Source organism: Dysgonomonas sp. (assembly GCF_035323175.1).
Taxonomy (GTDB): domain Bacteria; phylum Bacteroidota; class Bacteroidia; order Bacteroidales; family Dysgonomonadaceae; genus Dysgonomonas.
This window is the reverse complement of sequence record NZ_DAOKYH010000003.1, coordinates 161,664-180,269: the sequence shown is the minus strand read 5'-3', so window position 1 is coordinate 180,269 and position 18,606 is coordinate 161,664. Positions and strand designations below refer to the sequence as shown.

At 37.3% G+C, this 18,606-nt stretch carries 13 protein-coding genes and 1 tRNA gene; 6 read left to right on the top strand and 8 right to left on the bottom strand.

Annotated elements, in window-relative coordinates; translation table 11 throughout:
* Nucleotides 1-16: 16 nt before the first annotated feature.
* The 3 genes from PKC55_RS06440 to PKC55_RS06430 all read right to left on the bottom strand — a co-directional run bounded on the left by PKC55_RS06440 (nucleotide 17) and on the right by PKC55_RS06430 (nucleotide 5,586).
* Nucleotides 17-391: a bactofilin family protein gene (locus PKC55_RS06440; protein ID WP_291127799.1), complete on the bottom strand. Its 375-nt coding sequence runs from the start codon at nucleotides 389-391 to the stop codon at nucleotides 17-19.
* 316 nt (nucleotides 392-707) lie between these two features.
* Entirely contained in the window at nucleotides 708-2,687 is a 1,980-nt protein-coding gene (locus PKC55_RS06435) for a tetratricopeptide repeat protein (protein WP_324372343.1), read from the bottom strand.
* 568 nt (nucleotides 2,688-3,255) lie between these two features.
* The gene (locus PKC55_RS06430) at nucleotides 3,256-5,586 is read right to left on the bottom strand and encodes a TonB-dependent receptor (RefSeq protein ID WP_324372341.1); all 2,331 of its coding nucleotides are present in this window, start codon (nucleotides 5,584-5,586) and stop codon (nucleotides 3,256-3,258) included.
* An 81-nt stretch (nucleotides 5,587-5,667) separates the two neighbouring features.
* Between PKC55_RS06430 and PKC55_RS06425 the strand changes: the two genes are divergently transcribed.
* Together PKC55_RS06425 and PKC55_RS06420 are read left to right on the top strand one after the other, a co-directional pair.
* Complete coding sequence (locus PKC55_RS06425) at nucleotides 5,668-6,405, top strand: response regulator transcription factor (RefSeq protein WP_283686655.1); 738 nt, start codon at nucleotides 5,668-5,670, stop codon at nucleotides 6,403-6,405.
* 68 nt (nucleotides 6,406-6,473) lie between these two features.
* On the top strand, nucleotides 6,474-7,169 hold the full coding sequence (locus PKC55_RS06420; RefSeq protein ID WP_291129645.1) for a class I SAM-dependent methyltransferase: 696 nt from the start codon (nucleotides 6,474-6,476) through the stop codon (nucleotides 7,167-7,169).
* A gap of 242 nt (nucleotides 7,170-7,411) precedes the next feature.
* Here PKC55_RS06420 and PKC55_RS06410 read toward each other — a convergent pair.
* The 3 genes from PKC55_RS06410 to PKC55_RS06400 form a co-directional block, all read right to left on the bottom strand.
* A tRNA-Val gene (locus tag PKC55_RS06410) sits at nucleotides 7,412-7,489 on the bottom strand.
* A 172-nt stretch (nucleotides 7,490-7,661) separates the two neighbouring features.
* The gene (locus PKC55_RS06405) at nucleotides 7,662-8,849 is read right to left on the bottom strand and encodes a DUF5009 domain-containing protein (protein ID WP_291129642.1); all 1,188 of its coding nucleotides are present in this window, start codon (nucleotides 8,847-8,849) and stop codon (nucleotides 7,662-7,664) included.
* Nucleotides 8,850-8,964: 115 nt separating this feature from the next.
* The gene (locus PKC55_RS06400) at nucleotides 8,965-11,247 is read right to left on the bottom strand and encodes a GH92 family glycosyl hydrolase (protein ID WP_291129639.1); all 2,283 of its coding nucleotides are present in this window, start codon (nucleotides 11,245-11,247) and stop codon (nucleotides 8,965-8,967) included.
* A gap of 487 nt (nucleotides 11,248-11,734) precedes the next feature.
* On the opposite strand from PKC55_RS06400, the gene PKC55_RS06395 reads away from it, so the two are divergent.
* Genes PKC55_RS06395 through PKC55_RS06385 form a run of 3 tightly spaced genes read left to right on the top strand, consistent with a single transcriptional unit; the run spans nucleotide 11,735 to nucleotide 15,146 of the window.
* Nucleotides 11,735-14,053: a TonB-dependent receptor gene (locus tag PKC55_RS06395; protein WP_291129636.1), complete on the top strand. Its 2,319-nt coding sequence runs from the start codon at nucleotides 11,735-11,737 to the stop codon at nucleotides 14,051-14,053.
* 5 nt (nucleotides 14,054-14,058) lie between these two features.
* Nucleotides 14,059-14,868, top strand: a complete 810-nt coding sequence (locus tag PKC55_RS06390) for a DUF4249 domain-containing protein (RefSeq protein ID WP_291129633.1) — start codon at nucleotides 14,059-14,061, stop codon at nucleotides 14,866-14,868.
* A 47-nt stretch (nucleotides 14,869-14,915) separates the two neighbouring features.
* A complete protein-coding gene (locus tag PKC55_RS06385; RefSeq protein ID WP_252638408.1) occupies nucleotides 14,916-15,146 on the top strand; it encodes a DUF4834 family protein in 231 nt (76 codons plus the stop codon).
* Nucleotides 15,147-15,154: 8 nt separating this feature from the next.
* On the opposite strand, the gene PKC55_RS06380 is transcribed toward PKC55_RS06385, so the two are convergent.
* Nucleotides 15,155-16,096 (bottom strand): glycosyltransferase family 2 protein, encoded by a 942-nt coding sequence (locus tag PKC55_RS06380; protein ID WP_135104561.1) that lies wholly within the window; start codon nucleotides 16,094-16,096, stop codon nucleotides 15,155-15,157.
* 7 nt (nucleotides 16,097-16,103) lie between these two features.
* Nucleotides 16,104-17,456, bottom strand: a complete 1,353-nt coding sequence (locus PKC55_RS06375) for a DUF4026 domain-containing protein (protein ID WP_291129630.1) — start codon at nucleotides 17,454-17,456, stop codon at nucleotides 16,104-16,106.
* Between the two features lie 177 nt (nucleotides 17,457-17,633).
* On the opposite strand from PKC55_RS06375, the gene PKC55_RS06370 reads away from it, so the two are divergent.
* On the top strand, nucleotides 17,634-18,572 hold the full coding sequence (locus tag PKC55_RS06370; RefSeq protein ID WP_283686690.1) for a DUF6794 domain-containing protein: 939 nt from the start codon (nucleotides 17,634-17,636) through the stop codon (nucleotides 18,570-18,572).
* Nucleotides 18,573-18,606 lie beyond the last annotated feature (34 nt).

Here is an 18,606-nt window from a genome sequence, read left to right as displayed (position 1 = left end):
ATGTTTTATATATTTCTTATAGTGAGGATGGCTTCATTATTATTTCGCCTTCATATATACCCCCCTCGTCCATACTCAGATTTTCTGTATTGAGCCTCCCTGTTATTTGTCCCGAACACTTTATTAGTACAGATTCGGAAGCTGATATGTCTCCTTCGATATGCCCAAAGACAATGAGTTTTTTTGTATTCACATTCCCTCTTATTGTCCCTGTCATTCCTATCACCACCGTTTCAGCTTGCTCAATGTTTCCTATTATAGTACCTTCGAAACGAATCGCTCGGGTTTGCTTGATATTACCTCGAAGAGTAAAGCTTTCACAAATTACTGTCGGCATTAAAGAGGCTAGATCATCCGGTTGATCGTCTCTTTGAGTTTGTTTTTTTATCATGATATACTATTCACTTATCTTCGTATATATAAAGAATAGGGATGTTCCCCGGACAAAGAATTGCTAGCACTAAATTAGAGTATAATCATGTAGTGGATCTAAAAAAGGGAGTGGGACAAAAAGGGGACAATTAAAAATATTATTGTATAATCGCTGTATGTGTCTGATTAATATATGTATATGAAAAGAGGTGAAGAGAGGCGGATGAATAAGGATGCTCTATCTAATAATACGTTTTTAATAAAAGAACAGGGTTGCCCAATGTTTGGATAACCCCGCTCTTTCGTTTTTTTATTCTATTCTTCGTCCAGTTAATCTATATATTTTGAATAAATGATACTAGGTTCGTATCTCGTTCAATCTCGAGTTTCTTTCGTAAACGTTGCCGTGCTTTTTTGAGAGCTTCCTCCGATTGGAATGTTATTTGTGCTATTTGTTTGTTCGTCATATTCAGTTTGAGAAATACGCATAGCTTACGTTCGTTCTGAGTCAGCATTGGAAAATGGTCATTAAGATTTTTATAAAATGAAGGATGCACCTTTTGAAATAAAATCTCAAACTCTTCCCAGTTGGAGTTATATGTCTGTGACCTATAATCGAAAATCAAAGATTTTATATCGTCTCTTACTTCAGGGGGCGTGTTCTTCTCAATATTCTCTAGCATCTTTATGCTGCGCACGTCACGCTCGGCAGTTTGTACAAGTTTAAGGGTTGCTGAGGTCATTTCCTTTTGATTTTTCTCCAGTTCGGCATTGATCTCTTCCAACTCTAACCGAAGAAGCTGCTTTTTCAGCCTATACGAACGGGTAGTCATTATAACGAGTAACAATAAAAGAACGAAGGCTACAATCAAGAAGAGAATCACAGCCCGTTGGCTTTTTATTTTTAATCCTTTATTCTGCGCTTCTATTTCGTAGACTTGTTTTGCCTTATCGTATTTATAAGCACTCTCTAGGTCTGCAAGTTTCTTTATATTATTTTCGTTGAATATACTGTCGTTGTATAATTTATATAGCATATGATTCTGATATGCTGCCTGATAATTATTTGTTGCGGCATAAATCTCCGATAGCTGTCCATAAATCTCTTTTTGAAGATTCAGTAATTTCAACTCATTGGCTATCTTCAGCCCTTTTTGGGAATAGTCTAATGCTTCGGCATAACGTTTTTCTTGAATATAGATCAATCCCATTTTTACCCATATCTCAGCTTTTGCTCGCTTTAAATTTATTTTTTCGGCAAGATGAAATGCTTCATTGAGATGATCAAGTGCTTTAGTAAATTCTTTCTCCCGGGTATATATAGTACCCATGTTGACTAAAATGTTAATAATCAAGCTTAGCTTACTATTACCTCCAATTTTTAAAGCTTTTTCGTAGTATTCCAGCGCGCGAGGATCGTTCATATTCATATATATATGACCTATGTTGGCCAAACATGAGGATATCTTAAAATTATCTTTTATTTCTTCGGAAATCTTTAATGCTTTTTGAAGATAATTGAGGGCGTCTTTATATTCTCTTTGGTCTGATTGGATTCCGGCAATATTAACAAAATTGGCTACCATTGCTGATTTATCACGGAGCTGCTCGTTGATCTTCAGAGCCTTCAAATGACATTCGAGTGCTACCGCATAGTTACTTTGAGTGCCATAGATCCATGCTAAATTGTTTAATGCTTTTGACAGAACGGGATAATCCTTTAGTTCTTCGGCCAAAAGGATGGCTCTTTCGAGTATTTCGATAGCTTTTATATATTCTCCTTTTGTACTATGGCTTCGTGCTGCATTTACGAGGCATTTCAGTAAAAGGCTCTTATCATTTATTTCATTCGCTATTTTAAGAGCACGTTCGTATGATTCATCACTTTTGGGGATGTCACCAAGTTCTTTGTATACGTTTCCTATTGCAATCAGACAATTGCATATTACCGTTTGTTCTTTGATGACTTCTGCCATCACAAGGCTTTGTCGAAAATAATTGAGAGAGGATTGTTTGTCGCTTTTAATATAAGCCAATCCGGTTATCCACAGGCTGACGGCCTTCCCCTTAGTGTAATTCAAACGATCTGATAGCCGGGCTGATTCAGAGGCGTATTTCATCGCTTTTTGGGTATCTTTCGAATATATAATGTAACCTATTTCATTCATTATATCTACCTTCTCCCGATTATTTGAAGAGTACTGTCTCAATACATTCTCAAGGCTATCCACCTTTTGCATTTGAGCAGAAAGAGTTTGAAAAAAGGTTAATACAAAGAATAGAAATAGAGAGGGAAAACTCAATCTGTTTCTCATATGGCTAAACAAGGTTAGAATTTAAATTATACATCAACGATACGATAATTGATACTGATAAAACCGACTCCTGATATATTTTTAAGAGTGTAAATACACAACAGGCTTTTCTGATTTTTTCCGATAGATAATTCATAATGTGAATGCAGAGTGAAGCACATTTATAGAACTGTTGTTGTGAATTTGTTGTAAAGTTAAGCTTTTGTATAATTTTAGACAATGTTTCTCATTGAAATAGGTATATGTAAAAACAAAAAAGCTTACGGTTTTATTTTCCTTCTTTCACTTGATTTTGAAAGTCAATTTTAGAGGACTAATTAATCAGGGCTTATCACTTCGGCACATACAGTCAAAGGATTAGGCTTTGACGAAGTAATTGCCCCTGTTGTAAACAAATCGAAATAGATCGCAGCACGTTTTATGTTGCTCTTACACGAACTATGCACCGGTTAAGGCTGATATGTGAGGAAGATATGTCGGGGTTTTCTCGTATAATTTACATAGTTTGTTTTATTTAACAATTCTACATCGCTCAATAAAACAAACTATGCTCAATGAAAGGAATAGCCTAAAATTCAATCTTATAACTAATGTTTGGGATAATAACAGCCTCTCTTTCGGGATCTACCAAATGCGTCTTAAAGTTATAGCGATGACCTTGATAGTCTTTGTAACTAGTTGCATTTAGCACTTTAATAGCAAACTCATGAGATAAACTCTTCTTGTTAATTTTGTAGCTTACATTAAAGTGTAACAGAAATGCCGGGGATAATTGTTTCGAGAAAGCTTTGCTCTCATCATAAATAGCATCTTCCTCCTTCTGAGATGCATCCAGATTAATAGGCGAGTATCTGTCTCCTCCTTGATAAGATAATCGAATATTAGCATTGAACATATTTTGTTTACTGCGTCCTACCATCCACTCTTTTCCTGCTAATGCGTTGAATACAAGGTTCCTATTGTATCTTGTGTTTCTCCATTTATTATCTCCTGCTTTGTAACGAGAATCGAAGAGAGATCCCGTGAACATATAGTAATAACCATCTGACATATACCGTTCAAAGGTTATATCAATACCATAATTGACTCCTTTTCCCTTATTCGTAAGCTTATTGGTTATGAACCAATCATTTTGAAGGTTTATAAACGAAAATTTACTATCACTTATAATAGGAACACTATATAGTTGTTGAAAATAAGGTTCGATTTTTAGATGATAATCATTTCCAATATTAAGATCATAAGACAGGACTATATGATGAGCTTCTGTAAAATCCATGTTTTTGTTAATAAGTTCACCCTCTTTCGATCTGGTAAAGTAATAATTCAACATTTCGAGCCTGCTATGTAGCCCATATGAAAGAGCTAAAGATTGATTTGGTCTAAATTTCCATGATAATGCTGCTCTGGGCTCTATCGTATAGTTATTATTGAGTGTGAATAATTGCGTATTGATACCAAGATTAAGCGTCCATTGATCCGAAAATTGTAAGGACGAGTTCGTATATGCAGATAATAGAGAGCTGAAACCGGACTCATCGGTTATGGTGTTTATCGGTTGTTGATGTGTCGCTTCTTTTAAGAGTAGATTATATTTAAGCCCTGTAACCCTTATTCCCGTTTTATTGGTATGTATCTTACTATATTTCTTATTTAGCGATGAAGCGAATACAAAGTTCCAATTGGTAGACTTGATTAAGTTTTGTGGAATAGGTTTTACATTCGCATCCATTCTTTCAGTATGCATATCAAGCCCACTCACTGTAGTAGCCAAAGATGTTTTAAGGGTTGCATTGTTCCACACTCTTAGTTTGTGATTCAGACCAAAAGCACCCATATATTGTTTTACATCCTGATCTTCTTTATCCTGCATATATTCCCATTTACTAGGATCGGTTTCTGCCTTTTGCCCCGAGCGATCAATCAAGCCTACTCCCCAGATGGAAAATACACCGGTACTTTTGGTTGGGAAGTTAAGCTTGAAAGATAAGTCCTGATATTTTGTGTTCTCTGCATCTTCGGGTAGCATAGAAGAAAGCAGTCCGAGTGTTGAATACCGGTAATTGAATATATAAGAAGAATTGCTTCCCTTCTTGAATGGGCCTTCGGAAGCAACATCTATTCCTACTAAACCGAGTTGTACTGTATTTTCTCGTTTCTGGTTGTTTCCTGTACGTAAATTCATATCCAATACCCCTGATAAAGCATTTGAGTATTCGGCAGGGAATGCACCTGTCATAAAATCAGAATTACCTAGCACAAAACTGCTTAATGCCGATAGCCCTCCACCTCCGAATGTCGTTACTTCTGCAAAGTGGTTCGGATTGGGGATTTCAACATCTTCCATTCTCCATTGTAGAAATTTAGGTGCATTTCCTCTGACAACAATACCATTATTCCCTACACTGCTTGTTACACCTGCAAAAGATGTTGCTAATCTTGCAGGGTCATCAAACCCTCCTGCATACCGGCTTGCTTCTTCTACACTCAACATACGGGCACTGCCTAATGCCATATTATTTAAGGGTTGTGACTTATTTATCTGAGGAGTGACAACAATCTCATCAAGTTGTTTCGAGTTTTCGACCATTGCAATTTCCAGATACAATTCTTTGGACGAAGACAGTAGTTGCTCTTTTATTATAATAGGATTATAGCCTATTAATGTCACTTGAATATCATAGCGTCCTATCGGAACATTTTGTATTTTAAATTGTCCTAAGCTATCTGTACTTACACCTAAAGGGATTTTGCTATTTAGTACAGCTACAGTTGCATATTGAATAGGGTTATTCGATTCTTTGTCATATACCACACCTCGTATATTCTGAGATGATTGTGCATATAATATACCTAACGAAAGGACGTTTAATAAAAGAAATAGTAACGTTTTGTTCATGATTTTACCTACTTTTGTTTTGTACAAAGTAAGAAACTGTCCCTTAGGAGATCAATACTGATTTATCATTATATTGCCCGTATGGAAGATTTACAGAAGGAACATGCACGGCTTTTATCATTGCAGAGTTTTAATGAAGCTGATCTTGACTACTCTCTACTCGAATATCATAAGCAAATGCTCTCTCATTTGGCTAAAGTGTCGAATAGCGGGATAACGGTTTTTGATATGTATAAGAGGAAGCATGTATATACATCGTTCAATTTTGGAGGAATATTTGGCGATTGTAAAGAAGGTATAGATGAGCGTGTGCATCCTGACGATTTACGTTCTTTAATTAGAAACGGTATTGCAGCTCTCAAATTTTTACATGCGAATAAAGAAAACTTACAGGATTATAAAATGATATCGGAGTTTCGTATTTGCAACGCTATCGGTCAATATGTGAGAGTGGTGGAACAATACACCTTATTGGAAAAAGATAAATCGGGAAATGCATGGTTATCGTTAAGTGTTTTGGATTTATCTCCAGACCAGAGCGCATTTAAAACGGTAAGAGGACATATCTTAAATGTAAAAGAAAATACGTTTTTCCCTATTGAAAACCTATTGTCTCCAAAAGCATCGGATCTTACCACAAGAGAGATCGCTGTTCTACAGCTAATAAAAGAAGGCTTACTTAGCAAGGAAATTTCAGAACAGCTATTTATTAGCGTCCACACCGTTAATACACATAGACAAAGGATATTGGAAAAGTTAGATGTAAATAATTCTATGGAAGCTGTTAAATATGCTTCAGCATTGGGATTGATCAGCTAAGAAAATTGTAGTGTAGCCTTTTGATATTGAACCTGCACTTATCATGAAAAATAAAGTATAAAGAGATAATGAAGAAAGATAAAGTAAAAGAGATTTTCGATACTACAGCTGATTCTTACGATAAAACATGGGAGAAGCTTAGCGCCATTAGTAACTCTCTACATCTGTTGATGGGGGCGATACTTTCTGAGTTGCCTGAAAAAGCGAAAATACTTTGTGTCGGAGCAGGTACGGGAGCTGAAATAATCTATCTGGCTAAAAGGTTTTCAACTTGGAACTTTATTGCTGTTGATCCCTCTTCTGCTATGCTTGATGTTTGCCGTACACGTTTATCTGAGTTAGGAATGGAAGATCGATGTGAATTTTATGCCGATTATTTAGAGAATCTATCATTACCCGATACTTATGATGCAGCAACCTCTATTCTTGTTTCACAATTTATAGATGAAAAAGATTCTCGTATTGACTTTTTTAGAAATATTCAAAGACATCTTAAAAGTAAAGGAATTCTCATAAATGCCGACCTGTCGAATGAAATAGGTTCTTATGAATATGAGCATATATTGGATGTCTGGTCAAAAATGATGTCGGAGGGAGGTGTTCCGCAAAGCATTGAAAAAATTCGCCAAAGTCATAAGGAAGGAGTTTCATTATTGGCTCAGGAAGAAGTTGCAAAAATTATACAATCAGCAGGCTTTGAAAGACCTGTACAGTTTTATCAGATGGCATTTATACATGGTTGGTTTTGCCAGAAAAGGGATTGATGTTAGAAATTAGGCTTTTTCCCTTTTTAAGAATATTCCTTTCCTTGCTTGCAAATACGTAACATAATAGGATATTCACCATTTTTTAATGTCTTAGACTTGTAACAAACTCCATTAACAGCAGTATTCATAATGTTTTTTCGGTTTAAGTCTTGGTTTAAGTCTGACTTTAAAAACCATCGAGGAATAGAGACGAATAAAAACAAAAAAGACTTACAATTTCTCGTAAGTCTTTTTTGTTTTGGTGGGCGTTGACGGATTCGAACCGCCGACCCTCTGCTTGTAAGGCAGATGCTCTGAACCAGCTGAGCTAAACGCCCTTGTTGGGGTTACATTTTCTCTCAAATGCGTGGCAAAGGTATGCAATTTTTTTATTCTACAAAACAATTTCCATACATTTTTTAGAAAAAGTATCTAAATTTTGATGCGCTATTCAGAGGCTGCTTTTTATTGCTCTATTTTCCAATTATTTACTAGAAATACAACGAATGACTATATTTTTAATTTTATATGTATTTTCCCCAATAGAGCTGTAATCCCGATAGTCAAAAATGAAAAAATGATACATTTTACTAATCCGATAGGAGAGGTTGTCAGCGATTCGGGAAGAGAAAATGACGTTAATACGAAAATAGCATATAAAAAATAAGGGATCAGATAACAGGTAAGCGTGGCTGTCCCTGCCGGTTTTATAATGCCAAACCAAGATGCTTTGTTCTGAATGTCGGTCAACCAATACATCAATACGTATAAAAGGATGGAAATTCCTGTGCACAAGAATAGCCATGTAGGTGTCGCTTGTATTTTGGAGATAAGCCAAAAGTTGTGAGCTGCAAATCCGCCTAGAATGAATATAATACCTATAAAGGTCGATGTTAGCATTTTTTTCTTTATGCCGATACCCAGTTCAGATTCATTGAAAAGCAGAGATATGAGCATCCCACTCATCGTAAAAGCATGAAAGCATCCATTGCCTGGGATAATTCCATCAAAGATACCTAGCCAATGATTCGACCCGCCAATGCATAGTAGTATAAAAGCAAAGAGGGCAACAATGAGGTAACCTTTATTTTTGTTTAGGAATAGATACAAAATAGCACACAGCAGGTATGTCCATCCGATAAGTCCCAGTATGCCCCACCAACGAGGTTGAAAAACTCCTCCTTCTGCATCTCTAAACATAAAAGCTAATATAGCCAGAATGACTATACCTATAATTTTCAATCCGGAATATAAATTCTGCCTTGTTTTATTCTCTGTTTTGGGGTATACATTCCAGATAAGGAAAAAAGCCAGAAGCATGATCAATGTAAATATAGGTTTGCTCATGCCTATGCTCGCCGCTACGCCCGATTCAAGGTTTACGGTAAACAAACCCATCACCAAAAGAGCGATAGAACGAATTATGATGTGCTTCAAAATTCCACTGTTCGAATCACCTTTCTTCTTCCTTATCTCAATAGCCAAAGGAATAGACATCCCTAGAATAAAGAGAAACGAAGGAAAAACAATGTCCGAAAAGCCGAGCATGTCTTCATTCGCTGCCGCATGTTCGAGCCAATGGGGTACATTGCTTACACTCCATAGGTCGTTCACAAAAATCATAAAAAACATTGTCAAAGCTCTGTATACATCTATCGATGCTATACGTTTGGGTTTTTCTGTGAGCGCAGAAGTCATAAAGTGGTCAGATTAGATTATTAAGATTCTATTTTGCTAAAAAACAAAGATATAAAAAAAGAAAAGCGAAAGTTTATACTTTCGCTTTTCTGATATAAATAATTATTGTATTTGCTTATTTCGCACTTGCTTGTATAACATCTACGGTTGTACCCCAAGTTTCGGAAGGTTTGTCACCCATTGTAAACTCTAGTGTACCGCCATTGATAATATCATTGAAGTTGATATAATATTTGTCGTAAGGCTGTCCGTTAAGAGTTACGCTCTGGATGTACTTGTTTGCAGCACTGTTGTTTTTTGCGACAATGTTCAATACCTTGCCATCTTTAACCTTCACAGTTGCTTTGTCTACAATCGGACTACCGAAGATATATTTTCCTCCGGCAGGCTCAACCTGATAGAATCCAAGAGCAGACAATACATACCATGCCGACATTTGTCCTACGTCTTCATTTCCTGAAAGACCTGCAGGCTGATCATGATACATTACAGACATCACTTCACGAGCTCTTTCTGCTGTTTTCCATGGTTGACCTACGTATGGATACATATAGATTACGTGGTGGCTCGGTTCGTTTCCGTGAGCGTATTGACCGATCAATCCACTGATGTCAGGGGAAGCATCTTTCCCTAACGATCCTTCTACTATGAATAAAGAATCCAGTTTTTGTACAAATTTTTCCTTGCTTCCAAACAGGTCTACAAGTCCTTGTACATCATGAGGGACTAGCCATGTATATTGCCAAGCATTTCCTTCTGTATAGTCGTTTTCGCGATGAACAGATTCGAACGGATTGAATGGTGTTCTGAATTTTCCATCAGAAGAAAGACCTCTCATAAAGCCTGTTGACTTGTCAAAAAAGTGAGTGTATGCTTTACTGCGTTTCAAGAAATATTCATAATCTTCAGTTTTTCCCATTTTTTGAGCTACCTGAGCAATAGTCCAGTCTGCAATAGCATATTCCATTGTTTTAGCAACACTTTCGTTTCCTTTATCGTAAGGGATATAGCCGTACTGTTTTAGATAGTTCAAGCCTCTTTCGTCTAGCATAGCCGACTTTTTCATAGCTTCATACGCCAGGTCTTTATCAAACCCGTCATAACCTTTCAAGATCGCATCTGCCACAACAGATATACCCGGGTTACCAACCATACAGTCTGTTTCGCAACCCATCAGGTGCCATACAGGAAGCTTGCCTTGTTGCTGATATATTGTAAGCATTGTATTGATGATATCGCTCATCTTTTCAGGATGGATAATAGTCATCAATGGGTGAGCAGCTCTGTAAGTATCCCACAAAGAGAATGTAGTGTAATTTTTGAAAGTTCCCTTCTGGTGCATTTGCCCGTCAGAACCTCTATAATCGTTATTTACATCGCAAAATTCGGATGGAGCAATCATTGTGTGATAAAGAGCTGTATAGAACACACGTTTAGCGGCAGCATCGTTTGTTTCTATCTGTATCTTGCTCAATTCTTCGTTCCATGCTTTGTCTGCATCTGCAATTGTTTGCTCAAAGTTCCATCCCGGTAGTTCGGCTTGCATGTTTAATTTTGCATTTTCGATGCTTACCGGAGAAATAGCTACCTTAACATATACATTTTCTTTATCCTTTGTCTCGAACAATACCTGTCCGTATGCTTTTCTCGCATTGATGCTATTTCCTGCTTTCACCTCTGTAGAATCTGATACTATAAATTGCTTCATTGGTTTAGAGAATACAGCTGTGAAGAATATGCGTTGGTCTACAGCCCATCCTTTCGAATAGCGGTATCCTGATATTACAGAGTCGTTTTCTTGAACAAGGTATCCTTCCATTGGGCTGTCCCAACCGATACCATGTTGTAGGTCGATGATTACCTTTGCTGAGTCTGATTGAGGGAATGTATATTTGTGGAACCCAACTCTTTTGGTTGCGGTTAATTCCACATCAACATTAAATCTGTCGAGATGAACAGCATAGTATCCAGCTTTTACCTTTTCGGTCTCACGTCTGAATAAAGAATATATTCCTGATTTAGGGTCTTTAAGATCTCCTCTTTTTAGAACTACGTTACCTGTTGCAGGCATAAATGAAATATCGCCCAAGTCGCCGATACCGGTTCCACTAAGGTGCATATGTCCAAAACCGATAATGGTAGAATCTGAAATATGATATCCCGAGCACCAATCCCATCCTTGCGAATAGTTTGTTGGTCCTAACTGAACCAATCCGAAAGGTACATTCGCTCCTACAAATACGTGTCCATGGTCGCCGGTTCCGATATATGGATCGACAAATTGAGTAAGATTAGGTGTCGCATCCAATTGTTTCGTCCCCTCGCAAGAACTTAAAAATCCACACAAAATAAGCCATATTGAGATGGCCTTCGTCATTCTGATTAAATTAAATGTCATTGTTCTATTAGATTACTATATTAAATTATTTAATTATTAACATATTGTTTGCCTGTAAATACAGACAGAATCATTAGGCAATTTATTTGAGATTGTAAAGTTATTTATTTTAATTAAAAAATATTCGAATAATCGATTTATTGCTTTTTTTTAACCAGTTCTTAGGCTTATTGAGCCGAATTAACTATTTGAAATAAATCAGAATTGTATTTAGAACATGTTATTTTCGATCTTCGATTGCTTATGAAGTAAAGATGAAAAGTATTTCATTTTTGATACATATTTCTTAAATGTTAAAAAGGGGCAAGGGGTGAGAGAAAATTTTGATAATTTTAGAAAAAATAAAAGTTTGTTCGAAATGAAATAAACAGGTTCTTAATAATTTAATTTTATCTTTGTGTTATTCCGGCCTCAAAATATGTCATTGGAAAATAAGACAGTTTCTGTTCCGTTTGATATATAAATTCCACGGATGAAGTAAGCTAATATGAAGCATCTCTTTACTGTCATTATATTGTTTACTAGCATTGCCGCTTTTTCTCAGAAAAAATATGTGTTTAGTGGCAAAATATATAGTGAAGGAGATAATATTCCGCTCGCCGGAGTTGCCATCGCTGCAAAAGAGCATACTCAATCTGCTGGTTTTAGTGATGCTGCCGGCAGCTTCTCTCTGCAATTGCCTTCGGGCGAATACAGTATTATATTCAAGCTATTGGGTTATGATACCAAACACCTTAAGATCAGAATAGATAAGGATCTCTCTCAGGATATTGTTTTGACAAAAGACATTGTTTCCCTCAAGGAAATAGAGGTACTGGCTGTAAAATCGGACGATAACGTGAAGCGGGTGCAGTCAGGGGTCGAAAAATTGGAAATAGAATCGATGAATAAAATTCCTGTGTTATTTGGCGAAAGAGATATCTTGAAAACAATTCAGTTGTTGCCCGGCGTACAAACTGCGGGAGAGGGTAATATCGGATTTTATGTGCGGGGAGGGAGCAGCGACCAAAATCTGATACTGCTCGATAATGCAACAGTGTATAACCCTTCTCACCTTTTTGGGTTTTTCTCAACATTCAATTCCGATGCTGTAGATAATATGACTATCTATAAAGGTTCTATGCCTGCCCAATACGGAGGACGGCTGTCTTCGACACTTGATGTGAGCATGCGTGATGGTGATTTGAAAAACTATCACATGAATGGAGGCATTGGGTTAATCTCCTCCCGGCTTACATTAGAAGGCCCCATACAGAAGGAAAAATCATCTTTTATTGTTTCTGCCAGACGTACTTATGCTGATGCCTTGGCTCGTACGGTGGGCGTAGAGCAGGTAAAAGGGTCGACATTATACTTTTACGACCTGAATGCAAAGCTTACTTACGCTTTGTCGAATAAAGACAAACTGACACTGACAGCTTATCATGGAAAGGACAAGCTAGGTCTTGATCAGATAGCAACAATGGATTGGGGGAATACAATCGCCGCTCTGAAATGGAACCATATCTTTGATTCGAAAAAAGTTTCGACCACCACTCTTTCGTATACCGACTATAAATACAATGTAAGTGTAGATCTCACGACAGGGCTTAATGTTATGTCGCGGATAAGGGATATCAATTTCAATCAGGATTTTGTGTTCTATCCCAACGAAAAGAATTTGATACGCTTCGGCTTCAACTCTATCTATCACCAGATTGTACCTGGAGAATTGGTAAGCAAAGACCCTTCTCAACTAAAGGTGTCGCCGTACGCCCATCGTTATTCGTGGGAGAATACACTGTATGCCTCTAACGATATGAAGCTTAGCGATAAACTGGAATTTAGTTATGGTGCTAGACTTTCTTCTTTCAGCGTGCTGGGCGGAAGCGATTATTATACTTTCAATGAAGAAGACCAGTCTATAAAGGATACAATTGCCACTAAAAGGGGAGAGTTCCTTAAAACATATTGGAGTATAGAGCCACGACTTTCGCTGGCATATCAGCTAAACGAGTCGTCGTCTATTAAGGCTGCTTATGCGCTTACAAGGCAGAACCTGCATCTGCTCACTACATCGAATATGTCTAGTCCGATTGATCGCTGGATATCGAATACCGATTATATAAAACCCGAAGTGGCGAATCAAGTTTCGTTGGGTTATTTTCGCAACTTCCAGAATAATATTTTTGAGTTTAGTGCAGAGGTGTATTACAAAGACCTGAAAAATCAGATAGATTATAAAGATGGGGCAGATGTAAGGGCTAAAGAAGTTATAGAAACCGAACTCTTGTTTGGTAAAGGGAGAGCCTATGGATTGGAGCTTTTCCTGAAAAAGAAATACGGTCGTTTTAATGGTTGGGTAGGTTATACCCTGTCTCGCAGCGAACGCAAAATAGATAAGATAAATGACGGTAAATGGTATGCAGCCAATCAGGATAGGACGCACGATATTTCTGCTGTCGGTATTTATGAACTGAGCAAAAAGTGGACATTGTCGGCTACGTGGGTTTTTGCTACAGGCAGCCCCATGACATTTCCTTCGGGGAAGTATGTTATTGATGGGCATGCTATATATTATTACGAAGGCAGGAATCATTATAGAGCCCCTTCTTATCATCGGCTCGATTTGGGGGCTATGTGTGTCTTGAAGAAGACAAAGAAATATACATCCGAGCTTTCGTTCGGCTTGTATAATGCATACGCCCGTAAAAATCCTTATATGTTTGGCTTTAGACAAAACGAAGATGACAGGTCAGCGTCAGAGTCTTATATGATTTATTTATTTAGTGTTGTACCCTCAATTTCGTGGAACTTTAAGTTCTGAAAATTATGGTTATTGTAAATAAATGTCTTTATATAATTTTTCTTCTCACATTGCTCACGGCATGTGAAGAGGTTGTTCAGCTAGACCTTGCTCAGGCTCCGCCCAGAGATGTAATTGATGCTTCTATAAAAGAAGGGGCACCGTGTTTTGTGCTGTTGACTCAAACAAAAGGTTTTTATGATAAAGAATCTTACAATCGTTTGTCGGGGGCTAAGGTTGAATTGACAGACGATAAAGATAATGCTGATATACTAATAGAAAGCCAGCAGGAAGCGGGTTTTTATGTTTCTTCAATTGTAGGCAGGGTAGGACGTACATATAAATTGAAGGTTACCATAGGAGATAATATTTATACATCAGAGGCTAAAATTCCCAATATCGTACCCATCGATAGTGTTTATATTTATAAGGTTACGGTAGCCAACGAGGCTATTTATTCGCCATGTGTGGTTTTTTATGATCCTGTAGATGTAGAGAATTATTACTATACAACACTCTATGTAAACGAAAAGGCGATGAAATCCTTATACTTAGATAGCGATAAATACCGCAATGGGCTGAAAGTCGAAAATATTCTACTGTTTGATAAGGAAGATAATAATGACGAAGCTCTCAAGGCAGGAGATAAGTTAAGAATTGAGATGCAAACATTGGATAAGGGAATGTATACTTTCTACAGATCATTGAGCAGTGTTGCCGCCGGAGGGGGGACCAATCCTCTTACCAATATTGTTGGCGGTGCATTGGGTTGCTTTAAGGCTTACAATTCCGTTTTTGTTAATTATACAGTTACCGAAGACGATATGAATAAATAATAATTTCCGTATCTTTGTTCTCATAGTCTATAAATATTGGTAACTATATGTTTAAATTTCTTGGATTCTTATTACTTATCGGACTTTTCGGTTTCCTTATTTTAGGAATATTTTTGGGCAGGGTTATTCGCTTCTTTGGTCCATCTTCGGATAGGGCTAAGAGTAATCGTCGTCAGACCAATAACAATTCACGGTCGACAGCTGAGGATACCACTCAAAAGAAATTCTCTAAAAATGAAGGCGAATATGTCAATTACGAAGAAATAAAAGAAGAATAACCAATCGGTTATTCTTCAAAGTTTATTTTTTCATCTATAATATACTCCGGTCTGCTTTTTACTTCATCAAAGAGTACCCCGATATACTGTCCCAGCACTCCGATTGTTATTAGTTGTACACCACCAAAGAATATAATTATAATTATCGTAGAAGTCCATCCTGTAATCACATTCGTGAAGCCCAAAAGATGCCCGAGCCACACCCACAATCCATAAATAATTCCGATAAAGAAAGCGATGGAACCCAGACTGATGGATAACATCAAAGGCTTTTTGGAAAAATAAAGAAGAGCTTTTTTTGCGAAAGAGAGCATTTTCTTGAGCGGATATTTTGTTTCTCCGGCAAAGCGTGCGTCTCTGTTGTAATAGAATGGAACTTGCTTGAACCCTATCCAGCTGATAAGTCCACGAATATACTTTCCTTTCTCTTTTAGTCCGTTGAAGGCATTTATTGCCTTTCTGTCTACGAGTCGGAAATCGCCTGTGTCTTCGGGGAATTCTACTTCCGATAGATTATTCATTGTTCTGTAAAAGAGTTTGGCTGTCGCTTTCTTAAAAGCAGTTTCACCCTCTCGTTTTTTCCTTACACAGTAAACAACGCTGGCTTCTTCCTTACGTTGCGTTTCAATGAGATCAGGAATCAATTCGGGAGGGTCTTGCAAATCCGCATCAATAATTACTGCCAAGTCGGTCTTACAGAGATTCATTCCGGCTGTTACAGCGGGTTGATGCCCAAAGTTGCGAGAGAAATGAATAACTCTTGCTTTATCATCTTGCGATGCTATATGATCGAGTATATATCTCGTATTATCTTTGCTACCGTCATTTATAAAAATTATATATCCCACTACATCGTCGAGTGAGTTTAGAACCTCTTTTGTTCTCCTGTAAAACTCCTGTATAACTGCCTCTTCGTTATAACAGGGGACAATAACGGATAGTGTTTGCATCTTTTATCTAATCTATTAATAAATATATTGAATCTGGGGTATATGTATTATCCGGAGAATAGATAACCCAATCGGTGAGAAGATCCAATGGGTATGTTTTTATGTCGCCTTCTTTCAGGGCTGCAATCCAATAAGGCTGATTCAGTAGCTTTCCTTCTATCTGATTACCTGCTATAGATATGACTTCGTACCACAGATGCTCTTTATCCGTTTCCGAGTCTGAATTATCTACAATGAGTCCCAGCTTAACAAGGAATGTCCAACCCGCTTCATCCTCTTCTTTTTTCGAGTTGAACAGGCTCTTTAAGAATGATTTCTTTTCAGGCTGCTTATGTTCTTTACTGAACACGTTGGCAAATACTCCGAAACGCTCTTTAGCCAAAGCGCTCATCCTGTTTGTTTCTTCTGTGGTTATATAGTAAATTGGATTCTCGGCAAGAGTAGAGGTATATATCTCGGGTGAAATCATATTGCCGTCTTCTACTGCAAACAGTATGCCCGAAGGTTCAGCATGTACATTGTCCACCTCATCGCGGTCGCCCGCACCTCCAAGTATATTTTGAGGAAGATCTTTCAATGCCTCTTCCCATCTTAGCCAGCAGAGGTTTATGCCCATGCCGTCGTAGCCAATGGTAAATCTCTCTTTTTCTTTTGCCGGGTCGGTCAGGAATTTCTTTACCGTCATATTTATCAGCGTATTCATTTGCTCAGCACCCTGACTGAAGTTGAGCATTTCCAACTCTACCGACCCACAACGGTGCAGGCCATGTGTATGGAACCAATAACGTCTGTTTCCGTTTTCGCCGTCTTCGTCATACACACAGTGCAGCGTGTATAGATAGTCGGGTGAAGGGGGAATGGATGATTTTGCTGTCATGCTTAACCATTTAGCCGATAATAATCTGTAAGACATGAAGTCAAGAACCAGACTGGCATCAGGAACAATGGCATTCATTATTTTTAATTGCAGATGAAACGAATCCAGTGGGTTTAGTTCGAAGTATAGAGAAGTCTCCAAGAAGTATTCCTGCTCCATTGCGACCTGTAGTGATTCTTCGTCTATTGCATTGGCGAAACCGTAATCGTTTAGATTTATATTTTTTGTGTCGCTGATATATAGATCGACATTAAAAATAGCTTCTTTGTATTCTATTTCGGCATGAAAACTCATTATTGAGTATTCAATATCTACTTCTACCTTGTTGAAAGATTTTAAATTGAAATCTGAGTTTTGTGCTAAGGATTTTTCTATCTGCGCAGCATCGAACTTGAAGTCTTTGCTTCTGGGGTATATACCCATTGCCGAGGCTAACCCCGTTTCGCCTTCTGCCAGCAGATTATATTTTTCACTATTATCCATGTTAGTAAGTTCTGTTGAGTATTCTTTTCGTATTCTATTTATATAATATACAAACTTAATGAAAAAAATAGTAGGTATTTGAAAGAAGGCTATTATATATTGTGGAAATAGTAACAGAAAATATTTAATAAAGAATAGTTTTTAGTAATTTTATATGGTTATCTCTTAACTTATAATATGAAGAAACTGATCCTCTTGTTTTCCATTTTGTACATCTCATCTGTGTGCTCTTCTCAATCCGAAGAAATGTTATTTCATGATGAGAACTATTGTATTGGTATTTTGAATGATAGCTTGTCTGGGCAGGGCTTCTATATTCCTGCTAATATAGATGAATGTAATAGAGAATTGGATAAAGTTCTGAAGAAACAGCCCAAACGTATACTAATTGATGCGAAAGATGTTGAATTGAAGAGGATAAATGGAATGTTTATTTTTAGAGAGTGGACAGAACAAGAGTCGACTCGTTTGTATTGTTATTTCAGAAAAAAAGGAATAGAGCATTTGGAAGATATTTACTATCTGATTCTACTATCCTATAAAAGGTATCTCAATAAGCAACCGTTTGATATAGATACTGAATGCAATAGACTAGTTCAGGAGTACGACTCTATTGCAAAAGAACAAAAAGCAGAATATGAAAGGAACATTATTGCTAGTTCAATAGACGGAGTGTATATTCCCGAGAATTTAGATGATTGCCTGTTGGCTCTTGATAAACTGCTCGATGATACCGTGAAAAATGAAATAAAAACTACAGATATAGCCGACTTACATTTTGGTCTGGGAAGATGGATGCGTAATAGTTGGAAGCTTTGGAAAGACTCACGTTTACAATTATGGTTCACTCAGCATGGTATTCATGAGGCTGATGATATGTCGGGACTTATTTTGTTTGTTTATCAAGAACACCTTCAAAAAGGAGTGGTTGATACATCGCTTAGATTGGAGCAAAAGAAAAACGAATATGAAGAGTTTGCTCGAATGTTTGAAGAGCAAAAAAACTCTGTTGTTCCATTCGCTGAACCAGAAGAAGATGGGGAAAAATACTATACTGATGAGTACAAAGAATTTCTCAGGAAAAGATGTATTGAAGGTATCTTTATTGTTAGATAAAAAAAGAGATTGCACCGTTTTTTTTCAGGCAATC